Raw genomic sequence first — 21,846 nt, forward strand, 5'->3', positions numbered from 1 at the left:
AGCATATTTCTAAAAAGGGTAGAATGAAAGAAGGGGATTTTTCACCTTTTAAAGGGGGAAGAAAGATGGTCATTTTGGAGCAGTACATACAGTTATGGATTAAGTATATGAATAATGAGCGAACAGATAAAAAATTGGAAATATCGATACAAAACATAAGTGAAACATTATTTTGTACAACTCGAAATAGTAAATTCATTATAAAAAAGTTAGAAGAGCTAGAGTGGATTTGTTGGAAACCGGGCCGTGGAAGAGGTAATCGCTCTAATATTGTATTTTTGAAACACCCGGATATAATTATTTTAGAAATGGGGAAGGAGATTACGAAAAAAGGGGATATAAATGGTGGAAGAACATTTGTAAAGCAGTACAACTCGTACTTTCCGTATCTATCTCATCAATTTGACAGTTGGATAGACACACTTTTTGGTCATCAAGTTGAAGTAACAAAACAAGGTCGACAAGATATATTACGGTTGCAAACGAATATAAAATGTATTTCAAATTTTGATCCTACACTTGTTTCGTTAAGATCTGAATGTCATATTGCCAAACATATATATGATACGCTTGTTTATTTTAATATTTATACAGGTGTGATAGAGCCTAGACTTGCGTTTCATTGGGAATATGATGATAAGAGAATAGTATGGACTTTTTATTTAAGAAAAGGTGTCACTTTTCATAACGGGACTATATTTACAGCAAAAGATGTTATGTATACATTTGAAAGATTTTTAAATAAAAGAGATAACCCATACATATGGATGTTGGAACATATAAAAGAAATACGAGAGCTTAATGAATATACTGTAGAAATACATTTACATAAAGAAAACGTGCTCTTTTTGCAAATTTTAAGTACTGAACAATGTTCCATCATCAAGAAAGATAACAGGCAAAACTTAATTGGAACAGGGCCTTTTATCATACAGACACATAATGAAAAGAAGCTTATATTAGAAGCACACCATTCGTACTTTCGGGAGCGTCCATTTCTAGATTGTATTGAGTTTTGGAAAGAAGCCGAACAAAAAGAGGAATATGATATTTCTTCAGCAGCACAGTATAGAAATGAACAGCATTATCAAAATCTGTCTGAAGTCGAAAGAAATGTAACGTATGTAACTTTAAATGTAAATAAAGTAAGCCCAATGCAAGATAAAACATTTCGAAAAGCACTACATCAAATTATCCATACAAATAAACTGATTGAAGATTTAGCAGGTAATCGAGATGAAATTGCAAATGAATTTTTACTAGGAAAGAAGTATAAAGCAAAAAAAGAAGATATTCATGAATTAATAAAAAACAGTGTCTATAACGGAGAAACATTATTATTATATACTTTTATGGATAAAGATCATGTTGAAGATGGGGGATGGATTCAGCAGGAATGTAAAAAGTATGGTATCTCTATTGAGCTTCATTTTTTGGATGCAAAGGAGTTATTGCAGGAGAAAACAATACAAGAAGCCGACATCATTCATGACAGCGCAACGATTAGTGAACAAACTGAGATAAGCTTTCTTTTTTTATTTTTAGCAAAGAATAGCTTTATACATCAACATAGTTCAATTCTTTTTCAAGAACAACTCTCTAGTTTCTTTACGGTACAGAGTAGGGAAAAACGTCTTACAATATTAGGTGGAATAGAAAGCAAATTACTCGAACATATACATGTTATTCCTTTATATCGTAATAAACAGGAAGTTATTACACATGAAAAAGTACAAAATGCAGTAATTAATTCTCAAGGTTGGATTGATTTTTATAATATTTGGTTTAAATCATGAGTTTTCACATATCAACATCCATAATTTTGTATAATGTATGTAATTATATTCGGGGGGAGATATTTTGGAAATGAATAAACATATAGTTCATTTTTCTTTATTCATATCTTTTGGAATTGCAGTTTTGTTCTTAATCACGTATTTTAAAACGGGAAATTTTTTTTTGATGATTGGTGCACTTTTTTCATGTCTTATAGTGTGTAGTTTAGGGTTCATGAAAAAGAAAAGTACATTAGGGAAGGCTATTATATTTGTTTCTATTTTATCTTTAGTGTTATTTGTATTATATTTTGTAGGAATGTCGCTCTTTTGGAATACACCATAATATCTTTAACAAAGATGGTTCATATATGTAGACCATCTTTCTTGTTTTTAAAAAGGATTTGAAGTTTTGAGTATAGAAGTTTTAAGAGATAGGATACCAATGAAACAAAAAGAAAGCCCCAAGATTTCATTCTTGGGACTTCATCTTACCGGAAATTATTATCCTTCAATAACTTCGTACTCTTCGTCAGCTAATAGTAAAATTTGAAGTTTCTTGCCCTTGTTATGTACTTCAATCATGTCATAAACGCCTAAGTTTCTTACTTTACTTTGAGATGCGTTTACCATTCCTTCGACAGAGTCGATTAAAATGTCTTCTTCAACGTAAGAATCTGGTAAGGGCATATCTTCAGTTTCTAATACACATGCATATAGATTTTCTAAATCAGTAGCTGTTGGGTTTTGTTCTTCCACATCAATCAGATTTTTTACTGCATCGATATTTTCTTCTTTTGGTTGGTATACTTTAATTTTAGCCATAGTTTATTCTCCTTTATTACGTGATCGTAGAGGCTACAATTTATTATAACGCTTTTTGGACAAAACATGAAATTGTAATTACAATTTTTTAGTTGTTATTGTAAAAGCTTGAATATACTTATAAAAAATATTGTATAGAAATGAGGTTAAAATAATGAGTATTCAAATTATTACAGATAGTGCCGCAGACTTACCAAAAGAGTTGGTGCAAATGTATGATATAGAGGTTATTCCAATTAGAGTATATGATGAAGAAGAGACGGAATATTTAGACGGTGTAACATTACAAGCTGAACAGTTACTTAGAAATATGAAAGAGGGAAGACGATACAAAACGTCACTACCGCCATTACAATTAATGGAAAATACTTTTGTGAAGTATGCAAAAGAAGAAGTTTCATGTATTTATTTAGCTGTCTCTGCAGAACTTTCCGGTACCTATCAGTCCTCTGTACTTGTTCAAAGTGAAGTAAGAGAAACATACCCTCAGTTCGATATAGAAATTATTGATACAAAATGTGCTTCACTTGGGCAAGGTATTCTCGTATTAGAAGCAGCAAAGATGGCAAAGGAAGGTAAAACAAAACAAGAGATTATGGAACGTGTTACTTTTTTAAGTAATCATATGGAACATATTTTCACAGTTGCCGATTTACAATATCTTGTTCGAGGCGGACGTTTAAGTAAAACAGCAGGGTTTGTTGGTGGACTTTTGAATATAAAGCCATTGTTACATGTGAAAGATGGAAAAGTTTCACCATTTGAAAAAGTACGTGGTGAAAAGAAATTATTAAACCGCCTTATACAAATTATCGGTGAACGAGGAGACAATTTAAGAAATCAAGTAATTGGTGTTGGTCACGGTGATGATTTAGAAAATGCAAAAAAATTAAAAGAGGCGCTTACTGAAGCATATGGATGTGAAGTGTTTCTTGTTCATACAATTGGAGCGGCAGTTGGTGCACACGTTGGACCTGGTGTGTTAGGCGTGTTTTTTGCAAATAAAACAGAGTAAGGTTTGATCGAATCATGATCAAACCTTTACCGATTTACGTGTAACTTTTTCAGTAATTCTTTAGGATTGTTTTTTACATAATAAAAGTGAGGGGTATTTTCATCATCATATATCATGATATATGGCGGTTCATGTTTCGGTAACAAAATCATCACCTCATCTATGTGTGTATAGATCCAGCGATTTTGTATAGGGATTTGAGAAGAGAGGGGAACTTTTATCATAAATCCATCTTTTGGAATCGCGTTAACATTTTTAAATACACCTGTAATTGACTTAGCATATAAAATAGCGGCCTCTTCAATGTGAGGTTGTAAGGAGTATTTTGCAATTACGGCTTGTTTTGTACAGTCAAACACTTCAACTTGTTTATTCGTTTTCGCTATTCCGATTGTTGATAAACTACAAATACATAAGGTAATCAATAATATTTTTTTCAACATGAGGTAACACCGCCCGATCCCTATACTGTCTTTGCAACTAGTTATATGTATTTGCACATAGAATATACGAAATAGATAGGATTTGGATGATTTTGTTTTATCGATTTATATTGTGTCACTCCAATATAAAAAAACTTACTCAACATATGTAACGAGTAAGTTTTTTATTAAGATTTTATTGTTCATTCCACCATGTTGTCTGTGGAATATTGGTTGAGCCAATTATAATTGTTTCTCCTAAACGCGGAGTAGCGATAGATACGCCGTGTTTTTTAGCTTCTGATGTAACACGATGAATTGGATCACTCCATTCATGTAAGGAAAGTGTAAAAGTACCCCAATGTATAGGAACAAGTATGTTACCTTTTACATCAATGTGTGCTTGTACAGTTTCTTCTGGAATCATATGAATTGAAGACCATCTATCATTATACTGTCCACATTCCATAAATGTTAAATCGAAGGGACCATACTTTTCCCCAATTTCTTTAAAATGAGGAGCATAACCACTATCTCCGCTGAAATAAACTTTTGTATTTTTTCCTAATACAACCCATGAACACCAAAGAGAGCAATCACGATCGAATAAACCTCTTCCTGAAAAGTGTCTTGCAGGCGTGCAAGCAATTGTAAGTCCATTCCATTCGAATTCATCCCACCAGCTATATTCGCTAATTTTTTCAGGTGCAACGCCCCACTTTAAAAGATAACGTTTCACACCTTTTGGTACAAAGAAATATTTTGTACGATCTTTTAATTTTAAAATACTTGAATAATCTAGATGATCATAATGGTTATGTGAAATGAAAATTGCATCAATTTCTTGTAACGCTTCATGTTCCATTGAGAATGGTCCACTATAACGTTTGCTTGTAAATATAGGGAAAGGGGAAGAGCTAGGTCCAAACATTGGATCAAATAGTACTTTTTTCCCCTCGATTTCTAATAGTACAGCGGAATGTCCAAACCATATTGCTTTTGAAGACTGTTTATTATCATGCACCTTTGTGGTAGATGGCATAAATGGAATATGAGATTTTGGACGTAAGTCATTTTTTATTTTCATATAATCTCTCACAAGAGTTAGCACTGAATTTACGCTAAAGTCATTATTAGTTGGAATTTCATTTTTATATCTTTTGCTCATTGTAACTCCTTTTTGTATCATTCAATTTTGTATGCACTATCATAGTGTATCCTATAATGTGCTTTTTTTCATGTATTAAGACTTTATCATTCAGCAATAAAAAGATATAACAGTTTTAAATATATATTGATGAAATTCATTATTTATTATATAATTTCAATACAATAAATATAGCTATTTTATGAATTTAAAAATATATGAAAAGGTATTGTTATGAAAAACATAGATTATATTCTTGAAAGTGACGAAGCATTAAAACCTTCTGAACGACTGATTTTATTATTACTAGAAAAGCATTACGTATTGTATACAAATGATTTACTTGCATTATCGAATTTGTCATATAAAACATTAAATGATGCGTTAGTAAATTTAGTCGCAAAGCAATATATTCGAAAAGATAGAGGGGAAGGAAGAAATCAAAACCGTTATTCTCTAGCTTCATAATAAAATTATTGTAAACGAAAGAGAGCAACCTATGTGGTTGCTCTCTTTCTATTAAAATTCATTTTCATCAATTAAATTACCAGCATCGTGATCTTTTAGTAGTCGTTGCTTTAAATAATTTTCTTTCGTTGTTCGATCATCTTTATGACCAACAGCTGCGGCAATCACATGAGGTGGCAATTTTTTATAGTCATATAAGTATTGTACATAAAAATGTCTGAAGAAATGAGGTGTTATTTTCATATCTTTTGTAAACGGTAAGTTTGTATCTTTTATAATTTTGGTAATGTATTGAGATAAATAGTTTTCTTTATATACTGTATGATGTTTTGTTTGAAAAATTGTGCCTCCGTTTTCAACCCCTAACTGCACTGGCAAACGGCGTCGAGTCCGAAAATCTACAATGCGCCGATACACTTCTTTATTTATTGGAACGATGCGCTCCGAATCACCTTTTGTATTTACATATAAATAATAACGATCACGAATCGTATCATATTCTAAATCTGCCCACTGTGCATTCGCAACTTCAGCAACACGTAAACCAGTTGTCGCTAATATAGAAAGAAGGGCATAATTAATAGGGTTATTTTTATAAAAATTCAGCAATTCCGTCACTTCTTCATATGATAATTCTCGCTTTGGCTTATGCTTTTTCGATATAGTAGTACTCAAAAATTCAATATACAACGGCTCTTTTATATATTGAATTTCATAAAGCCATTTTAAAAAGGAACGGATAATTCGTAGTTTTCGGCTAATAGTTGCTGGTTTGTATGTTTCTTTTGATTGATCTGAAATAGCTTCTTCCGATAACCAGCGTTGATAATTTCGGATATGTCGTTTTCGTAAATTCCCCCAAACTTGTCCTTCTATATAATCTTCTACATCACTTTGTAAAAAAGAGTGATGCTCACGAATAAAGAAATAAAACTGAGTTAAATCACGCGAATATAAAATTCGGGACGCATCTTTTATTCGTTTCTCCTTATCAAAATGTGTTTGTCGGTTCAAGTAATAATATAGAATTTCTTCATCAGAAAAATCATCGTATGAATATGTATCATTTCGTTCATTTGCTTCTTTGCGGTATTCCGCTTGTGTTAAGAAATCTTCATTCCATAATGCAATCGCATTTGCGAATTTCTCTTTATACTGTAGATTGGTACGTAAAGAATTACTACTGTGTTTTGGTATTATATTAGATTCCAAAGTCCATCAAATCCTTATTTATTATAGATAGTTTTTGTTTATATTTAATATGAAATGTACTTATATTTTATTTTAAAGGTCATCTTATTAAAATACAATAGCAGTAGTTAACCATAGAAAATCTCACATTTTCTATGGTTAACTTTTGATTTGTAAAATTAAATTTTGCTTAGTCGAATAAAAATGATATATATTTGAAATTAAAAGTAAAAAGAGATTACTTATTTGAAAACTGTAAAATTAAATTCCTTGTTATATATGATATAATAAAATTAGTTTTTATAACGTTTTATTTTATATTTCAACTTTTACTAGAAATAAAATAAATGTTTAATATAAATAGAAAGGGTTTGTCTTACATGTATGATCAGCAATATATGGATACTAATGAAGTTAAAGAGTTTTTAGAAATTACAAGCTTTACATGTAAAAAGCTAATGACAGAAGAGAAGCTTGTTCCAATTAATAAAGAAACGTGGCGTCTTGATGGAAGTTTCTTATTTCGAAAAGAAGATGTGGTGAAACTACAAACACAACTACAAATTGATGGGATGACATTAAATCAAGCGAGTAAGAAATTTCAAGTGAGTATGTATCAATTGTATAAATGGGTAGAAGAAGGCGAGTTAACATATAAAATTCGAATACATAGAAATAAAGAAACGAAATTTGTGAATGAAGAAGATGTAACTCGTTTAGTAGCACAATTAGATGATGCCAATCAACTATATACATATTCAAGAAAGTATCATGTTTTATTATTACAAAAGTTTGCTTATGGAAATACAATTGCTCGCGCGACATCCATTCCAAAACGTGGAGATATTGTACTAACGGATGAATTTGAGAATAAGATGACATTACAAGAGGCGAAAGAAAAGGGATTTACCCCAGTTCACACATTAAGTGAGCAACCTAGAAGTCACCATCAAGGATTTATGAAACTACGTTTTCCAAAAGTACATTATTTAAGACATGATGTATTCCAGCGCATAGATTTATTATTACAATATGTATCACCTCGAAACATCCGTATTTCAGAAGAGCATAACTTTTGGATTATTGATATTCGTCAATCACTAATTGAAGTTCCTGTATCTATGCAACAAGAATGGATGGATTCGCTTACGCCGTATGTTATTGAAGGAAAAATAGTAAAAAGACGAAATGATAGTATTTATTTAGATAGCAATAGTGTAACAAAAAGCTTTGTATTATCATCATCTCAATATCAAGCTGTGAATGAAATTGCGAACCGAGAAAATATTACAATTGAAGAATTTATTACGAGTGCCATTCAAGAGAAGTTGATTCGTCACCGAGACACATTTTAAATCCTTATTTTGTAAAAAAACAAGGGAGTTTCGAAAAAAAGACTCTTCAGATTCATCTATAATCTATCTTAAATAAAAAAGAATACTATAGGATTCAATTCGATAAAAACATCATTATGGAATTGTTATGGTGTTTTTATCAAATTTTAGTTATTTTTATTTACATAATCAAGTTATAGTTAATTAAAATTGTTGAAACAAATGATGTATGAAGTGAAGTGTAAGAAAAGAATAAATTTCACATAAAGTGAAACTTCACTCAGTGGAGGGTTCTCCATCCCTCACTTTTACGGACTGTTAATCTCCCACCTAAACTTCTCTGAATCCCCTAAGTTTTGAGGAGGAGTCTTACAGCCCATTAATGCGGGATGGATAAATATTTATTCTTTTTTATGAATCTATATTCACTTTAAGTGATAATAGGAATATGTAAATTAAAAATCTAATCAATGGGATTTTCTTCATTTACTACTGAGTGTTAGCCAAATCAATCGATCTTTTATCATTTGTTAAGGCGAAAGGGGTTACAAGAAACAGTTTAAGTTAAAAATTCGGAAACACATACAAATAAGCTCCCAAAGATATAAGAGAGGACTGTTTGTTGATATAATGATTTAGATGAGGAAATATTAGAGAAATTTCAATGTTATAAACATCAGGATATTTCACAAAAAATTGGTTTGTGAATTTGCTTTAACATATATATTCAAATGTAATATTGTAACTGTTACATATTTGTTTTTGTTTCTTGCATATTCATTTTTTATACATGTTAATTTTGTAGTTATAAAAGTGATTCTTTAAGTCAGTGGAGGAAAGGGACCTCCACTGACTTAAATTTTAGTTCATTGAATGAGTGCTCGAACTATTTATTATTGTCCATGTCAACGTCGTTGTCTTTTCTCATGTCTTGTTCCATTTGTTCAGAAGGTTCTTCCGTTGGATCTGGCTCTTCTTCGTCAACGCCATTGTCTTTTCTCGTGTCTTGTTCCATTTGCTCAGAAGGCTCTTCTGTTGGATCTGGTTCTTCTTCATCAACACCTGGGTTACACCCGAATAATAAACCAGCTGAAACGAGAGTAGATAAAAGTGCAAAAGCAAATTTTTTCTTCTTCATTTTCTTTTCCTCCTTTCATGTTTATATCTTTTAGCATGTCCAATTCAAAAGAGCTCATAATGGAAAATATCGCTAGTAAATATTTTGAAATTTCTTTATAATAGAATAGCTAATGAATCGAAGGAGGATATTATGAAGATAACAGATGCGATTTATGGAACGATTACAATTGAAGATGAAGAAGTAAAAGCACTAATCAAAACAAAAGCGTTTCAACGGTTATCGCTTATTAAACAACAAGGGCATACATACTTTCTACATCCTAATGCTGTTCATACAAGAATCGAGCATTCCATCGGTGTATATCATTTAATGGACAAGGTGATTACACACCTTATGGAAAAACAAGATATTACCATATCACCTTATGAAAGAAAAGTAGCAATGATTGCCACAATACTTCATGATATCGGTCATGGACCTTTCTCACACTGCTTTCAAAAAGTATGTCAGCAAGATCATGGCGATTTAACGATTCGAATTATTCGAGAAAACCTAGAGATTCGCTCTATATTAGAGAAAATACCAAATTTATTAGAAGATGTTGTGAACGTGCTACAAGGAGAAGGGAAATTTCAACTTATTGAGGATATTATGTTTTCTTCACTCGGAGTCGACCAGTTAGACTTTTGGAATCGTGATTTACATTACTCATCATTATCGCTTGAGTTAGTTCCTATTGATAAACTAATTTCTACAATCCGTTATATAAATAAACAACTTATTATCGAAGAGACTGGTATTCCGTTTATTGAACATCTTGTTCATATAAAGCAACATTTGTATCATGAAGGCTTTGGTCATCCCTTTGTCATCGGAAAAGATTTGTTATTCCAAGAAATTTTTCGAGAAGCGAGAGAAAGTGATACTGCGTTTGTAAATCCAGTTTTATGTAACTTTTTTATGGAGGAAGATGTAAATATACAAATAGAAGATTTTCTGCAATTACACGATGAGATGATTCACGATGAAATTAAGCAATTTGCATCTAGAAATAACGGGAGATTAAGCTATTTAGCAGCGTTATATCTTCAGTCTGAGCATAGTTTAAAATGGGGGGAAGGGTTTAAAAAAATAGAGGGCATGCATATTGTTCATAAGGTAACTGAGAAAAAGAATTATAGTTCTTATACAGGTGGTATTTTCATTAAGAAAGACACTTTTATTGAAGATATTAAACATTTATCAGTTTATATTCAAAACATTGTAGATATTCCAGCGAAAGAGTATATATGTTATTTGGAAGAAAACCTTATAGAAAATAAATAGGAGCGAAAATCGCTCCTATTCGATGTGTAATTCTTGTAAAAATAACGTAGCTGATACATAGCGCTTTGCTAACATTTGTACGTATGCCGTATGAACCGATAATGTTGCAATGATGATTGCGTTTCGGATTGCTTCTCTTTGAGCGCTTGTAATATGCTCAAATGTGCTAGCGATTGCATCTGCTTTTTCTTTAATAATTTGCTCGATTGTATGGATTGTGTCGGTTTCTTTTAATTGTGTATAACCACTTGCGTTTAATTCTTCAAATAAAGAAGAGTAGGCTGCATACAAACGGACCGGGTTAATTAAGTCATCACTTCGGTCTGCAGGATCGTTTACAATTAATCGAAGTAACTTTCGGATGGATTCAAAATCAAGTGCCGTTTTTAAGTCTTCTACAATAAATAGTAATGCTGCTTGTTCTACTGAGTATTTCTTTCCTTTTTGCGGTGATCCGATCATTTCTTTTATATCACGCTTTACCCAATTTTGCAGTGCCGTTGCTGAAAACTTTGTGTTTTCAATTTGATTACCAAGTGCAACAATTTCATTTAAAGAAAATCCGATATCAGTTTCTTCAATTTTAATTAATTTTTCAAATATTGGAGAGAGTGCAGTTGTAATAAATGCGGTTACACTTTCGCCACTTTCAATATCTTTTTTATGTGACTTCGCCCAAGCTTCTTGTAAAATTGCAAGAGGCTTATTTGTGTCCCATCCTCTTAATGAGAGAAGAAGTCTTGCCATTTCGTTTCGTGTGAGATGAAATGTTTCCATCTTTTTCACCTCCGTAAAAAAGTTCTTATGAACCTATGATATGTATTGTTCTTTTGAAAGTCAATGCTATTTCATGATTTTTCCTTCTTATTATATGTTTTATCTGTATTTTGTATAGAAAAATATAAATTTCTTCACAAAGTTAAGAAATAGCTCTTGATTATTCTCATGAAAGTTCATATAATAAGGTCATAAGAACTTTTCTTTTAAACTTAAATATATACTAAAAGGAGAACTCAAAATTATGATGAAAAAAATTGTTACAGTATTAACAGCATTTATGTTAATTTTCACTGCTGGTAGCTTTATTGGAGTAAACCATGTTGATGCAAAAGGGTACAAATCTGGTAAGAAATCTTATACTCCACCTTCAGGACAAACAGACAAATCAAAATTTGGCGGAACAAAATCAGATTCTAACGTAAACGTAAAAAAGACATCTCCAGATTCTAAAACGAAAGCAACAAATACAGCACCAAAGAAGAGTAAAAGTGGTTTAATGAAAGGTCTTTTACTAGGTGGTCTTGGTGGTTTACTACTTGGAAGTTTATTTGCTAACATGGGTGTACTTGGTTCGATTTTAGCGTTCATGGTAAATATGTTAGTTATGGTTGGTATTATCATGATTGCAATTCGAATCTTTAAACACTTTAAAGATAAACGTAAAAAACAGGTGGAAGAAGCGGCATGGAGACAGTAAAAATTTCAGAACAAGAATTAATTAATGCGCTTTGTGTATATATTGCAAAAAAAAGACAAGTTGGACCAGAAGAAGTACTTGTAGAGCTCGTCTATGATGATTACGGATTTTCAGCTGAAGTCGAAGTAAATGGACGTGAACAAATTTTAATTCAAGCAAACTTAATTGAAGCATTACGCTTATGGCTTGATAATGAATATAATATAAATCCATTTGCGGCAAGAATTCAGCTTGAACTAAACGACGAAGAGGGTATTATCGCGCTTGTAACATTAAATAATTCGTATGAATAAGGAAAAGAGCTGCTTGAGAACACTATCTCAAGCAGCTCTTTTTATATTTATACAATTTTGTTTTTATAATGTGCTAAGCAAAACTCTTCCCATAATTGATTCATTATGCCGCGGCCTATATGGATGTTTGGATGAAATTGAATCGGTGTTTGCTGCCTAACTTCATGAACTTTTCGCATTGCTTGCTGTAGTTGTTCTTCGACTGTTTTTGAATGGGTAAGTGCAGATTTCGCAATTGATAATCCTGCTGTTGTTCCTTGCATCATTGCAATCTTCCCGCTTTCAATACCTGTAATATTACCAGCTACGAATAAACCATGAAGAGGGGTTTCCATTGCTTCTGAATGAAGAGGGACATGGCCGCCAAGCTCTGGGATATACCGAAATGGGCATCCAGCTACTGCTGCTAGTTCTGCTAATGGATATAAACCACCGGCTATACAGACAAAATCCGCTTCATAAATACGTTCTGTCCCTAGGATTTGATTTCCATGTATATCGATATCGGCAACGCGAACACCTTCTACTTGATCTGTACCGATAATTTCAAGCGCAGCCTGTCGCAGTTTTAAAGGTGTGCCATTAATTTTGAATCCGTTTTTTGGGTAGAAGTGCAGACCCATGTTTCGTAACGTTTCATTTTTCATAAGTCGACTTCCCATCCGAAGTAAAGGAGACGGGGCAAGGTGTGATACCTGCAAAAGAGATTTCATGACTGATTTTGGCTCACCTGCATGTTTACTTAACTCATTTTTTTGAGGCAGGACAATATGGTGCACTTGAACACCAGCCAATTGCAGTTCATTTAAAATGGCAAATGCTAAAATGTTAGCACCGATAATCACACCATTATCCCCAACTTTCACACGATGGACATTTGTCATAACTTGAGCGGCACCAATTGACATAACACCAGGAAGCGTCCATCCTGGTAATGGAATCGGATATTCAGCTGCTCCAGTTGCAAGTAGTACAGAAGGTGTTTCTAATGTTCCAATACTTGTATGTACATACCATAACTTTTCGTTTGTTTCTAAATTATAAACTGATACACCACATCGAATTTCTACTCCGTAATCTTTTGCCTCTTCATGAAGACGTTCTGATTCTTTAATCCCATTCCACCATTCACCAGAAGGCTCTTGATGAAGTTGTCCTAACAATCTACCACCAGGCTTTATAAATTCATCGACAATCATAACTTTTAGACCAAACTTTGCACAAGAAATTGCACCAGCTAAACCTGCTGGGCCGCCGCCAATTACAATTACGTCCATCATCGTTTTTTAACCATTTCTCTTACGATATTCGGAAGTTGTTTTCCGCTTTCAACAACCATTCCGTCTTTTACAACTGTTAAGCATGCTCTTATATTCTGTAAGCCATCAACTGTAACGCGACACTCTACACAATGACCAATATTACAGTATATCCCTCTAGCTGTTCCGCTATCTTCATGAACACGTAATTTCCGTATCCCATTTGCTAGTAGTGCGGCAGCAATCGGTTCATTTTCATATGCTTCATATTGGATGTGATCAAAGGTGAAAGTTACTTTTTCTCTAGTTTCTAAATCTCCTAAAATGGGGTGGTTTACAATTCGCGTCATTGATTTTCACCTACCATTCCAAATGATATAGGCCGAATGGGCGGTTGATATTTGAGCGGGGGATTATGGTGATTTTCATGATGAGATAAACCTTCAAGCATTCGCTCAAGTGCAACTCTGCATGTACGGCCTCCGCAAAAGCCCATACCAGCTCGTGTTCGTAATTTTAATTCTCGTGCTGAGCATTGATGTTGTTCTAGTAGAGAGCGGATTTGTTCATACGTTACTTCTTCGCAGCGGCAAATAATCATGTTTTCGGTAGAACTCATATCGTTACCTCCTCTAAACACTTTTACAAATATAATCATGCAAAAACTATGCCAAGAGGAGATAAGGGAGTTATTGTAGCCCAAGACGTCTTAATCGGTTATATAACGTTGCTCTTGTAATTCCAAGCTGCTTTGCACATTCCGCTTTGTTTCCATGTAACAATCGTAACGCTCTTTCCAGTACTTCTTTCTCATGGCGATTCATTTCTTCTTCTAGCGGTAAAATCGTATATTCTTGAATGTCTTTAGGAGTAGGGTTGCTATGGAATTCAATCTTATTACTACTTGTGTGGAAAGGTAAATATTCTTTTCGAATGATGCCATCCGTTGCAAATACAACGAGCCGCTCCATAACGTTCCGAAGTTCACGAATGTTACCAGGCCAATCATAAGTAAGCAGCTCTTGCATTACTTCTGGAGATATTTCATGAACGGGCCTGCCGTAGCTCATAACAAAATCGTTCAAAAAGTGATGTGTTAACTCTATAATATCTTCACGTCTTTCTCGTAAAGGCGGGATATATAAACTAACAACATTTAATCGATAATATAAATCTTCACGGAACTTTCCTTCTTGCATGAGTGCTTGTAAATCACGATTGGTCGCCGCTATGATTCGAAAATCAATCTGCATTTCTTTTTCCCCGCCAACACGATAATATTTTCGTTCTTGTAAGACGCGTAGCAGCTTTACTTGCATATCAAGCGGCATTTCACCTATTTCATCTAAAAATAGCGTACCGCCTTTTGCAAGTTCAATTTTTCCTTTTTTTCCTTTCGTGTTTGCTCCTGAAAAAGCACCACGTTCGTATCCAAACAATTCGCTTTCGAATAAAGCATCAGGGATTGCACCGCAGTTAATAGAAATGAACGGAGCATTTTGTTTTTCGCTTGCTTCATGAATTGCTTTTGCAAACACTTCTTTACCAGATCCACTTTCTCCAAGTATAAGAACTGTCGATCTTACAGAGCATACTTTACGAGCGAGTTGAACAGCCCTTTGTAAAGGTTTGCTTGTACCTTTAATGACACAAAAAGGATCTTTTGCATCTTTATATTTTGCGACCTCTTGTTCTAAACGATGTACTTCGTGTGACATAGTAAATAATTTGTCATTTAATAGGATTTGATTCGTTACATCTGTTTCTGAAACAACAGCACCGATCTTCTTTTCTTGCAAATAAACAGGATTAGAATTAATTAACACAAAGAGATCTGAACGGGGCTGATGATATTTCTTTGTAATGCTTTTTCCTTTATAAAGGGACTGTAAAATTTCTAAATTGTTGTAATCGAAAAAGTGTGTAATCGGCTTCCCGATAATATCATTTTGTTTCACCGAGAAGATTTTTTCAGCACCTTCTGTCCATGTACGAACGCGTTCCTCATCATCGATTACAGTAACGGAGGCATCAGTTGTTTGAATCACTGTGTTATAGAATGCTAGCAGCCGATTATAGTGCATGTATAACATCTCCATGACTTGAGCCGCTGTTATTTGATACATTACATCCCCATTTTGATTGGTAATCGTTACGACAGAATGTTGATAACATGCATTGATTAAAGAAGGAAGCGGATTCTCCTCACTTACAATTGCACATAGAGCTGCTTTAGCCTGATCATACGATTCTCCATTTTGTCGATTATCATCTGTTTTCTCATAATATCTCATAAATTCTTTTATACTTCGTAATGAAAATGCCATAAGCCCCTCCTAAACTGTCAAAAGATATTTACACTATTAAAAAAATTATACACTTTCAATTTAAATAGTATAAATATTTTTACACTTATTTTTTACTAACATTTTATAGCGAGAAAAAATAGTGACTTTTTAGTTTGAACACAAAATTTTATCCCACATAAACTGCTTGACAATTAGCGTGGATGAAGAAAAAACATTGATTGAAGCTTCACTCTATAACTTGGCATATAAATTGCTTTATGAAAGATGTATAGAAATTTTATAAAGAAGGAGGTGGACACGATAAAGCATTGTGAAGTGTTAATCATTGGTGGAGGGGTTATCGGCTGTGCTATCGCATACTATACCGCAAAATCTGGAAAAGAGGTAACAATCATTGAGAAAGGAGAATTTGTGAGTGGTACGTCTTCAAGGTGTGATGGAAACATTTTAGCAATTGATAAGGACCCAGGGTTTGATAGTCAAATGTCACTATTTAGTCAACGTCTAGTAGATGAATTAAGCTCAGAATTAGAACATCCTTTTGAATATAGAGCACCAGGTAGTATTCTCGTTTGTGAGTCTGATGAAGAGATGGAAGCTGCAAAACAATGGGTAGAGCGACAAAGAAATGCAGGTTTGCCGTTTCGTATGTTAGACCGGCAAGATATACGGCAAGAGTCGCCTTTTTTTGCAGATGATTTATTAGGAGGATTAGAATGTGCAACCGATTCAACCGTAAATCCATATTTGCTTGCTTTTGCACTTCTTGAAGGAGCGAAAACATTAGGGGCACAAGCTTTCGCCTATACAGAAGTGAAAGAAATGAAGAAAAGGGAAGATGGTTCATTCGTTGTTGAAACAACAAATGGGAGCTTTACTGCAAAATATGTTGTCAATGCCGCTGGGATATGGGCTCCTAAAATTGGTGAAATGCTGGATCTTTCTATTCCTATTCAGCCAAGAAAAGGGCATATTATTGTTGCTTCTAGACAACAACACGTTGGTTCTCGCAAAGTAATGGAATTTGGCTACTTAATTTCAAAGTTTGGTGGAAAACGCCGTGTTGATTCATTAACAGAAAAATATGGTGTCGCGCTAGTTTTTGAGCCAACGGAGAGTCAAAATTTTTTAATCGGTAGCAGTAGAGAGTTTGCCGGATTTCATACAAATGTCAACAATGAAGTGATGAAATGTATTGCAAATCGGGCGATTCGTTTTTATCCAAAGATGGCAGATATGATGGTCATTCGGTGCTACACCGGCTTAAGGCCGTGGACTGAGGACCATTTACCGATAGTTTCACAAGTAGACAACATTCCAAATTATTATATAGCCGCTGGTCATGAAGGAGATGGAATTAGTCTTGCTGCAGTTACTGGAAAGTTAATGGAGGAGCTTATTAATGGAGAAAACACATCGATTCCAGCTGAACCACTTCGTTTTAATCGTTTTACAGAAAGGGTGTTGCACTGATGAGGGCACATAAGGTGTTTACTACAATTGATACACATACAGGTGGAAATCCAACAAGGACATTGATTAGTGGTCTTCCGTCGTTAATCGGGAACACGATGTCTGAGAAGATGTTATATATGAAAAAACATTACGACTGGATTCGTAAGTTTTTAATGAATGAACCACGTGGACATGATGTGATGTCTGGCGCGCTATTAACAGATCCGTGTCACCCAGAAGCTGACATTGGCGTGATTTACATAGAAACCGGTGGTTATTTACCAATGTGTGGTCATGACACGATTGGTGTTTGTACAGCGCTTGTAGCGTCCGGGTTAATTGAAGTGATGGAACCAATTACTACGCTCAAATTAGATACGCCAGCAGGACTTGTGCAAGTTGAGATTTTTATAGAAGACGGCACTGCAAAAGAAGTTTCATTTTGTAACGTTCCATCGTTTTTCATGCAGCGAGTTTCTGTTTTAGTTGATGGAATAGGAAATGTTGAAGCCGATATTGCATATGGCGGGAATTTTTACGCCATTATAGATGCAAAATCAGTTGGACTGCAATTAACGGTAGACAATGCTTCGCAAATCATTGAAACAGCGATTCGTATTCGAAATACGATTAATGAAACACATTCCATTGTTCACCCTGAGTATCCATTTATTCAAGGATTAACACATGTAGAATTTTTTACAGAGCCTACACATGAGCTGGCACATGTCAAAAATACGGTTGTTGTTCCACCAGGAGGAATCGACCGTTCTCCATGTGGTACAGGGACATCTGCAAAATTGGCTGTATTATATGCGAACGGAAAAATTAAAGTTGGAGAAACTTTTATCCATGAAAGTATCGTCGGTTCATTATTTACTGGACGTATATTGGAAACGACATCTATAAAAGAATATGAAGCAGTTGTAGCTAAAATTACCGGAAGTGCCTGGGTAATGGGAATGCACCGCTTTTTCTACAATGAAGAAGACCCACTAAAAGAAGGATTTCTTCTTATTCCGCCGATGGAGCATGAAACGGAGGAGGTAACATGAATGTTCAAAACATGTATACAGCTATCGATGTACATGTAGCTGGAGAAACTTTTCGCATTATAAAAGATATACCATTTATGCGTTACAGCAGCTTGGCGGAAGTACAAGAGAAGCTTTCATATTCTTTTATGAAAGAAATAAAAGTATTGCTCCAAGAACCAAGAGGCTTTGCAGGTATGAGTGGGTGTATTATTGTTCCACCAACTGACTTGCAAGCAGATGTTGCTGTTTTATTTATTAATCAAGAAGGCATAGTACCGTTACATTACGGGGGAATTGTTGCTAGTTTAACTGTTTTATTAGAGAGTGGTCAATTAAAACAAAAAGAAACAAACCAATATACGATTGAAACGGTTCTCGGTTTGTTTTCTGTAACTGCTATTGTAGAAAATCATACAGTTGTGTCTGTTACATTAATAAGTGCACCGTGCCATTTCGTTCAAAAGCAAGCGGCATATACTCTTATACAAGCGGATTACTTGTATGCTGTTTTTCAAAAACCTGAACAATGTGGGGAGATTGATGTTACAAATCTACCAATCTTAAAAGAATGGATGAGAACAATTTATGATACTTATTTCAAAACTAGTGAGGTACAGCGCATTGTATTAATGGATGACTCGCATATAAGTGAGCGGCGCATTAAAACGATTACGTTTCGAAATGATGAATACATCGTCCGATCTCCAGGATTCGGTTCTACGATGGCATGTTATATGAGCGCTCTTTCAAGTATAGATAAAGATTACACTCTATCATTTATAAATGAAAGTATATTTCATAGTTCTTTAGTTATACAAAAGGTAGAGAAAATAAAGAGTGGAGATGTTTTTGCAATACAAAGCCGAGGATTTATTACAGGAATGCAAACGTTTTTATTAGAAGAAACGGACCCGTTTCCAGAAGGGTTTCTATTAAAATAGAAATTTAATTTTGAAGGGGGATAAAGAGATGAAAATGATAAGAGGAGCATTTCCAGTATTAATTACGCCAATGAATGAAGCACAGGAAATTGATTGGGATGGTGTGAAAAATAATGTGAATTATTTTATAGAACAACATGTTGCAGGCATCATTATTAACGGAAGTACAGGTGAATTTGTTAGCTTAACAAAAGAAGAGCGGATGGAAATGGCTGAAGTTGTATTAAAAGAAGTAAATGGGAGAATTCCTGTTATTGTAGGTACGGCAGCTGAAACAACGAAAGAAACAATCGCTTATACACAACATGCTGAGTTGCATGGTGCAAGCGGCGCATTAATCATAAATTCGTATTATTGTAAACCAAAAGAAGAAGAGATTTATTTTCATTTCAAACAAATTTCAGATGCAGTAAATATACCAATTATGTTATACAACAACCCTTTTACTTCCGGAGTTGATATGAGTACAGAGCTTATGCTGAAAATAGGTAGAGAGTGTGAGAATGTGACTTATATAAAAGAGTCTAGCGGAGATATTCGTAAAGCAAGAGATCTTATTAGGCAAGCAGACGGAGCGTTTGAAGTATTTTGTGGATCAGAGGATTTAGTAATGGAATCTTATTTAGTTGGAGCAACTGGATGGGTGTCTGTTGCTGGAAATATCGTTCCGAGAATGGTTACACAAATGTACGAGTATGTTCAAAACGGTGAATTGGAGAAGGCTTGGGAAATCAATGATCGGATATTACCGCTTGGTACGTTTCTTGAAGAATCCGGAAAGTATGTGCAAATCGTAAAACGCGCAATGGAATTAAAGGGGCAAGTTGGTGGACCGTCTCGTCATCCACGTTTAGGACTTACAAAAGAAGAAGGTGAAAGACTAAAGAATCTTTTGTCACATATTACTGCGAAATCAACTGTATAAAAGGGGGAAAAGAGATGCTAAAAGCAACGATTGAATTAAAACCACGTGTTCGTGCATTTTTAGAGAAAGAAGCTCAGCTTTTTATTAATGGGAATTTTGTATCTTCTGTTAGTGGGAAAACATTTGAAACATACAATCCAGCTACAGAAGAGGTGCTCACGGTTGTAAGCGAAGCACAAAAGGAAGATGTTGATATTGCTGTAAGAGCTGCAAAGAAAGCTTTTGAAACAGGAAAATGGCCTGAGATGACAGCTGCAGAACGTGCACACCTTATGTATAAATTAGCAGATTTAATTGAGGAACATAAAGAAGAGCTTGCTCAATTAGAAGCGTTAGATAATGGAAAGCCATATCAAGCGGCACTAGAAGATGATATTCCAGCCACAGTTGAGAATTATCGCTATTATGCTGGATGGGCAACAAAGATATTAGGACAGACAATTCCAATTTCAAAAGATTACTTAAATTATACACGTCATGAGCCTATTGGTGTCGTTGGACAAATCATTCCTTGGAATTATCCGTTAGTCATGTCAGCTTGGAAAATGGGAGCTGCTCTTGCGACAGGTTGTACCATTGTATTAAAACCTGCTGAACAAACACCATTATCTTTACTATATACAGCACAGCTATTCCAAGAAGCTGGGTTTCCTGATGGTGTTGTGAACTTTGTCACAGGTTTCGGACAAGGAGCTGGTACTGCTATTGTTAATCATCCTCATATTGACAAAATTGCCTTTACCGGTTCAACTGAGACAGGAAAATACATTATGCGGCAGTCGGCAGATATGATTAAACATGTAACACTAGAGCTTGGTGGAAAATCACCTAACATTATTTTAGAAGATGCTGATTTATCTGAAGCAATTCCAGGTGCATTCCATGGCATTATGTACAATCATGGTCAAAACTGTAGCGCTGGTTCACGTGTGTTTGTCCACCAAACACATTATGAACAAGTAGTTGAGGAGTTTGTAGCTTTAGCAAAAGGTGTAAAGCTTGGCTCAGGATTAGATCCAGATACAGATATGGGACCGCTTGTTTCAAAAAAACAGCAAGAACGGGTGCTACGTTATATTGAGCAAGGAAAGGCAGAAGGCGCAAAAATTGTAGCTGGGGGGGATAGCTCATTTGAAAAAGGATACTTTGTTCAACCAACCATTTTTACAGGTGTAACTGATAACATGACGATTGTGAGGGAGGAAATATTTGGCCCAGTTGTTGTCATCATGCCGTTTGATTCGATAGAAGAAGTAATTGAACGTGCAAATAGTTCTTCTTACGGGTTGGCCGCTGGGATATGGACACAAAATATAAAAACTGGACATCAAATTGCTAATCAATTGAAGGCAGGTACTGTTTGGATTAATGATTATAATTTAGAAAATCCAGCAGCGCCGTTTGGTGGTTATAAACAATCCGGTATTGGACGTGAATTAGGCTCCTATGCTCTTGATAATTATACAGAAGTAAAAAGCGTTTGGGTTAATTTAAAATGATGGTTATATGAGGGGGAACGGACAATTTGAATGGATAACAAGTTGTCCGTTCCATTTCAATATAGAA

Annotated in this window: 22 protein-coding genes; 12 read left to right on the forward strand and 10 right to left on the reverse strand. The window is 34.4% G+C overall.

Going from position 1 to position 21,846, the window contains the following annotated elements; genetic code table 11:
• The first annotated feature begins 23 nt into the window (after positions 1-23).
• On the forward strand, positions 24-1,796 hold the full coding sequence (locus BAMA_RS09525; protein ID WP_051758913.1) for an SgrR family transcriptional regulator: 1,773 nt from the start codon (positions 24-26) through the stop codon (positions 1,794-1,796).
• 483 nt (positions 1,797-2,279) lie between these two features.
• On the opposite strand, the gene BAMA_RS09535 is transcribed toward BAMA_RS09525, so the two are convergent.
• A complete protein-coding gene (locus tag BAMA_RS09535) occupies positions 2,280-2,600 on the reverse strand; it encodes a hypothetical protein (RefSeq protein ID WP_034638559.1) in 321 nt (106 codons plus the stop codon).
• 154 nt (positions 2,601-2,754) lie between these two features.
• Between BAMA_RS09535 and BAMA_RS09540 the strand changes: the two genes are divergently transcribed.
• Positions 2,755-3,615: a DegV family protein gene (locus BAMA_RS09540; protein ID WP_034638560.1), complete on the forward strand. Its 861-nt coding sequence runs from the start codon at positions 2,755-2,757 to the stop codon at positions 3,613-3,615.
• A 26-nt stretch (positions 3,616-3,641) separates the two neighbouring features.
• Here the strand turns inward: BAMA_RS09540 and BAMA_RS09545 are convergent, their stop codons facing one another.
• Both BAMA_RS09545 and BAMA_RS09550 read right to left on the reverse strand, forming a co-directional pair.
• Entirely contained in the window at positions 3,642-4,058 is a 417-nt protein-coding gene (locus BAMA_RS09545) for a hypothetical protein (protein WP_034638561.1), read from the reverse strand.
• 175 nt (positions 4,059-4,233) lie between these two features.
• Entirely contained in the window at positions 4,234-5,205 is a 972-nt protein-coding gene (locus BAMA_RS09550; RefSeq protein ID WP_034638562.1) for an MBL fold metallo-hydrolase, read from the reverse strand.
• 213 nt (positions 5,206-5,418) lie between these two features.
• Between BAMA_RS09550 and BAMA_RS09555 the strand changes: the two genes are divergently transcribed.
• Complete coding sequence (locus BAMA_RS09555; RefSeq protein WP_034638563.1) at positions 5,419-5,652, forward strand: hypothetical protein; 234 nt, start codon at positions 5,419-5,421, stop codon at positions 5,650-5,652.
• Between the two features lie 51 nt (positions 5,653-5,703).
• Here the strand turns inward: BAMA_RS09555 and BAMA_RS09560 are convergent, their stop codons facing one another.
• Complete coding sequence (locus BAMA_RS09560) at positions 5,704-6,864, reverse strand: tyrosine-type recombinase/integrase (RefSeq protein WP_034638564.1); 1,161 nt, start codon at positions 6,862-6,864, stop codon at positions 5,704-5,706.
• Between the two features lie 359 nt (positions 6,865-7,223).
• Between BAMA_RS09560 and BAMA_RS09565 the strand changes: the two genes are divergently transcribed.
• Positions 7,224-8,198: a hypothetical protein gene (locus BAMA_RS09565; RefSeq protein ID WP_034638565.1), complete on the forward strand. Its 975-nt coding sequence runs from the start codon at positions 7,224-7,226 to the stop codon at positions 8,196-8,198.
• A gap of 865 nt (positions 8,199-9,063) precedes the next feature.
• Here the strand turns inward: BAMA_RS09565 and BAMA_RS09570 are convergent.
• Positions 9,064-9,315, reverse strand: coding sequence for a hypothetical protein (locus BAMA_RS09570; RefSeq protein ID WP_034638566.1), 252 nt, complete (start codon positions 9,313-9,315; stop codon positions 9,064-9,066).
• Between the two features lie 132 nt (positions 9,316-9,447).
• Here BAMA_RS09570 and BAMA_RS09575 point away from each other — a divergent pair, with 132 nt between their 5' ends.
• Complete coding sequence (locus BAMA_RS09575) at positions 9,448-10,584, forward strand: HD domain-containing protein (protein WP_034638567.1); 1,137 nt, start codon at positions 9,448-9,450, stop codon at positions 10,582-10,584.
• A gap of 15 nt (positions 10,585-10,599) precedes the next feature.
• On the opposite strand, the gene BAMA_RS09580 is transcribed toward BAMA_RS09575, so the two are convergent.
• Entirely contained in the window at positions 10,600-11,361 is a 762-nt protein-coding gene (locus BAMA_RS09580; RefSeq protein WP_034638568.1) for a DUF1836 domain-containing protein, read from the reverse strand.
• 244 nt (positions 11,362-11,605) lie between these two features.
• On the opposite strand from BAMA_RS09580, the gene BAMA_RS09585 reads away from it, so the two are divergent.
• Positions 11,606-12,061, forward strand: a complete 456-nt coding sequence (locus BAMA_RS09585; RefSeq protein WP_034638569.1) for a hypothetical protein — start codon at positions 11,606-11,608, stop codon at positions 12,059-12,061.
• Complete coding sequence (locus BAMA_RS09590; protein WP_034638570.1) at positions 12,049-12,354, forward strand: YxcD family protein; 306 nt, start codon at positions 12,049-12,051, stop codon at positions 12,352-12,354. Before BAMA_RS09585 ends, BAMA_RS09590 begins: the two co-directional genes overlap by 13 nt.
• Before the next feature lie 47 nt (positions 12,355-12,401).
• Here BAMA_RS09590 and BAMA_RS09595 read toward each other — a convergent pair whose 3' ends face one another.
• The 4 genes from BAMA_RS09595 to BAMA_RS09610 all read right to left on the reverse strand — a co-directional run bounded on the left by BAMA_RS09595 (position 12,402) and on the right by BAMA_RS09610 (position 15,940).
• Entirely contained in the window at positions 12,402-13,634 is a 1,233-nt protein-coding gene (locus tag BAMA_RS09595) for an NAD(P)/FAD-dependent oxidoreductase (protein WP_034638571.1), read from the reverse strand.
• A complete protein-coding gene (locus BAMA_RS09600; RefSeq protein ID WP_034638572.1) occupies positions 13,631-13,963 on the reverse strand; it encodes a (2Fe-2S)-binding protein in 333 nt (110 codons plus the stop codon). Before BAMA_RS09600 ends, BAMA_RS09595 begins: the two co-directional genes overlap by 4 nt.
• The gene (locus tag BAMA_RS09605; protein ID WP_034638573.1) at positions 13,960-14,232 is read right to left on the reverse strand and encodes a (2Fe-2S)-binding protein; all 273 of its coding nucleotides are present in this window, start codon (positions 14,230-14,232) and stop codon (positions 13,960-13,962) included. The genes BAMA_RS09600 and BAMA_RS09605 overlap by 4 nt, the downstream gene beginning before the upstream one ends.
• Before the next feature lie 70 nt (positions 14,233-14,302).
• Entirely contained in the window at positions 14,303-15,940 is a 1,638-nt protein-coding gene (locus tag BAMA_RS09610; protein ID WP_034638574.1) for a sigma-54 interaction domain-containing protein, read from the reverse strand.
• Between the two features lie 282 nt (positions 15,941-16,222).
• On the opposite strand from BAMA_RS09610, the gene BAMA_RS09615 reads away from it, so the two are divergent.
• The 5 genes from BAMA_RS09615 to BAMA_RS09635 are packed head-to-tail and all read left to right on the forward strand — an operon-like array spanning position 16,223 to position 21,779.
• Entirely contained in the window at positions 16,223-17,395 is a 1,173-nt protein-coding gene (locus BAMA_RS09615) for an NAD(P)/FAD-dependent oxidoreductase (RefSeq protein ID WP_034638639.1), read from the forward strand.
• The gene (locus tag BAMA_RS09620) at positions 17,395-18,432 is read left to right on the forward strand and encodes a proline racemase family protein (protein WP_034638575.1); all 1,038 of its coding nucleotides are present in this window, start codon (positions 17,395-17,397) and stop codon (positions 18,430-18,432) included. The genes BAMA_RS09615 and BAMA_RS09620 overlap by 1 nt, the downstream gene beginning before the upstream one ends.
• Entirely contained in the window at positions 18,429-19,355 is a 927-nt protein-coding gene (locus tag BAMA_RS09625) for a proline racemase family protein (RefSeq protein WP_034638576.1), read from the forward strand. Before BAMA_RS09620 ends, BAMA_RS09625 begins: the two co-directional genes overlap by 4 nt.
• A gap of 28 nt (positions 19,356-19,383) precedes the next feature.
• Complete coding sequence (gene dapA, locus BAMA_RS09630) at positions 19,384-20,280, forward strand: 4-hydroxy-tetrahydrodipicolinate synthase (RefSeq protein ID WP_034638577.1); 897 nt, start codon at positions 19,384-19,386, stop codon at positions 20,278-20,280.
• 14 nt (positions 20,281-20,294) lie between these two features.
• Positions 20,295-21,779, forward strand: a complete 1,485-nt coding sequence (locus BAMA_RS09635) for an aldehyde dehydrogenase family protein (protein WP_034638578.1) — start codon at positions 20,295-20,297, stop codon at positions 21,777-21,779.
• Positions 21,780-21,846: the final 67 nt, after the last annotated feature.

The sequence above is a fragment of the Bacillus manliponensis genome, assembly GCF_000712595.1.
GTDB lineage: Bacteria > Bacillota > Bacilli > Bacillales > Bacillaceae_G > Bacillus_A > Bacillus_A manliponensis.

Bases quoted from the DNA above. Each gene is read 5' to 3' on its own strand.
- BAMA_RS09525 (WP_051758913.1), top strand. From the start codon at position 24: ATGAAAGAAGGGGATTTTTCACCTTTTAAAGGGGGAAGAAAGATGGTC.
- BAMA_RS09535 (WP_034638559.1), bottom strand. From the start codon at position 2,600: ATGGCTAAAATTAAAGTATACCAACCAAAAGAAGAAAATATCGATGCA.
- BAMA_RS09540 (WP_034638560.1), top strand. From the start codon at position 2,755: ATGAGTATTCAAATTATTACAGATAGTGCCGCAGACTTACCAAAAGAG.
- BAMA_RS09545 (WP_034638561.1), bottom strand. From the start codon at position 4,058: ATGTTGAAAAAAATATTATTGATTACCTTATGTATTTGTAGTTTATCA.
- BAMA_RS09550 (WP_034638562.1), bottom strand. From the start codon at position 5,205: ATGAGCAAAAGATATAAAAATGAAATTCCAACTAATAATGACTTTAGC.
- BAMA_RS09555 (WP_034638563.1), top strand. From the start codon at position 5,419: ATGAAAAACATAGATTATATTCTTGAAAGTGACGAAGCATTAAAACCT.
- BAMA_RS09565 (WP_034638565.1), top strand. From the start codon at position 7,224: ATGTATGATCAGCAATATATGGATACTAATGAAGTTAAAGAGTTTTTA.
- BAMA_RS09570 (WP_034638566.1), bottom strand. From the start codon at position 9,315: ATGAAGAAGAAAAAATTTGCTTTTGCACTTTTATCTACTCTCGTTTCA.
- BAMA_RS09575 (WP_034638567.1), top strand. From the start codon at position 9,448: ATGAAGATAACAGATGCGATTTATGGAACGATTACAATTGAAGATGAA.
- BAMA_RS09580 (WP_034638568.1), bottom strand. From the start codon at position 11,361: ATGGAAACATTTCATCTCACACGAAACGAAATGGCAAGACTTCTTCTC.
- BAMA_RS09585 (WP_034638569.1), top strand. From the start codon at position 11,606: ATGATGAAAAAAATTGTTACAGTATTAACAGCATTTATGTTAATTTTC.
- BAMA_RS09590 (WP_034638570.1), top strand. From the start codon at position 12,049: ATGGAGACAGTAAAAATTTCAGAACAAGAATTAATTAATGCGCTTTGT.
- BAMA_RS09595 (WP_034638571.1), bottom strand. From the start codon at position 13,634: ATGATGGACGTAATTGTAATTGGCGGCGGCCCAGCAGGTTTAGCTGGT.
- BAMA_RS09600 (WP_034638572.1), bottom strand. From the start codon at position 13,963: ATGACGCGAATTGTAAACCACCCCATTTTAGGAGATTTAGAAACTAGA.
- BAMA_RS09605 (WP_034638573.1), bottom strand. From the start codon at position 14,232: ATGAGTTCTACCGAAAACATGATTATTTGCCGCTGCGAAGAAGTAACG.
- BAMA_RS09610 (WP_034638574.1), bottom strand. From the start codon at position 15,940: ATGGCATTTTCATTACGAAGTATAAAAGAATTTATGAGATATTATGAG.
- BAMA_RS09620 (WP_034638575.1), top strand. From the start codon at position 17,395: ATGAGGGCACATAAGGTGTTTACTACAATTGATACACATACAGGTGGA.
- BAMA_RS09625 (WP_034638576.1), top strand. From the start codon at position 18,429: ATGAATGTTCAAAACATGTATACAGCTATCGATGTACATGTAGCTGGA.
- dapA (WP_034638577.1), top strand. From the start codon at position 19,384: ATGAAAATGATAAGAGGAGCATTTCCAGTATTAATTACGCCAATGAAT.
- BAMA_RS09635 (WP_034638578.1), top strand. From the start codon at position 20,295: ATGCTAAAAGCAACGATTGAATTAAAACCACGTGTTCGTGCATTTTTA.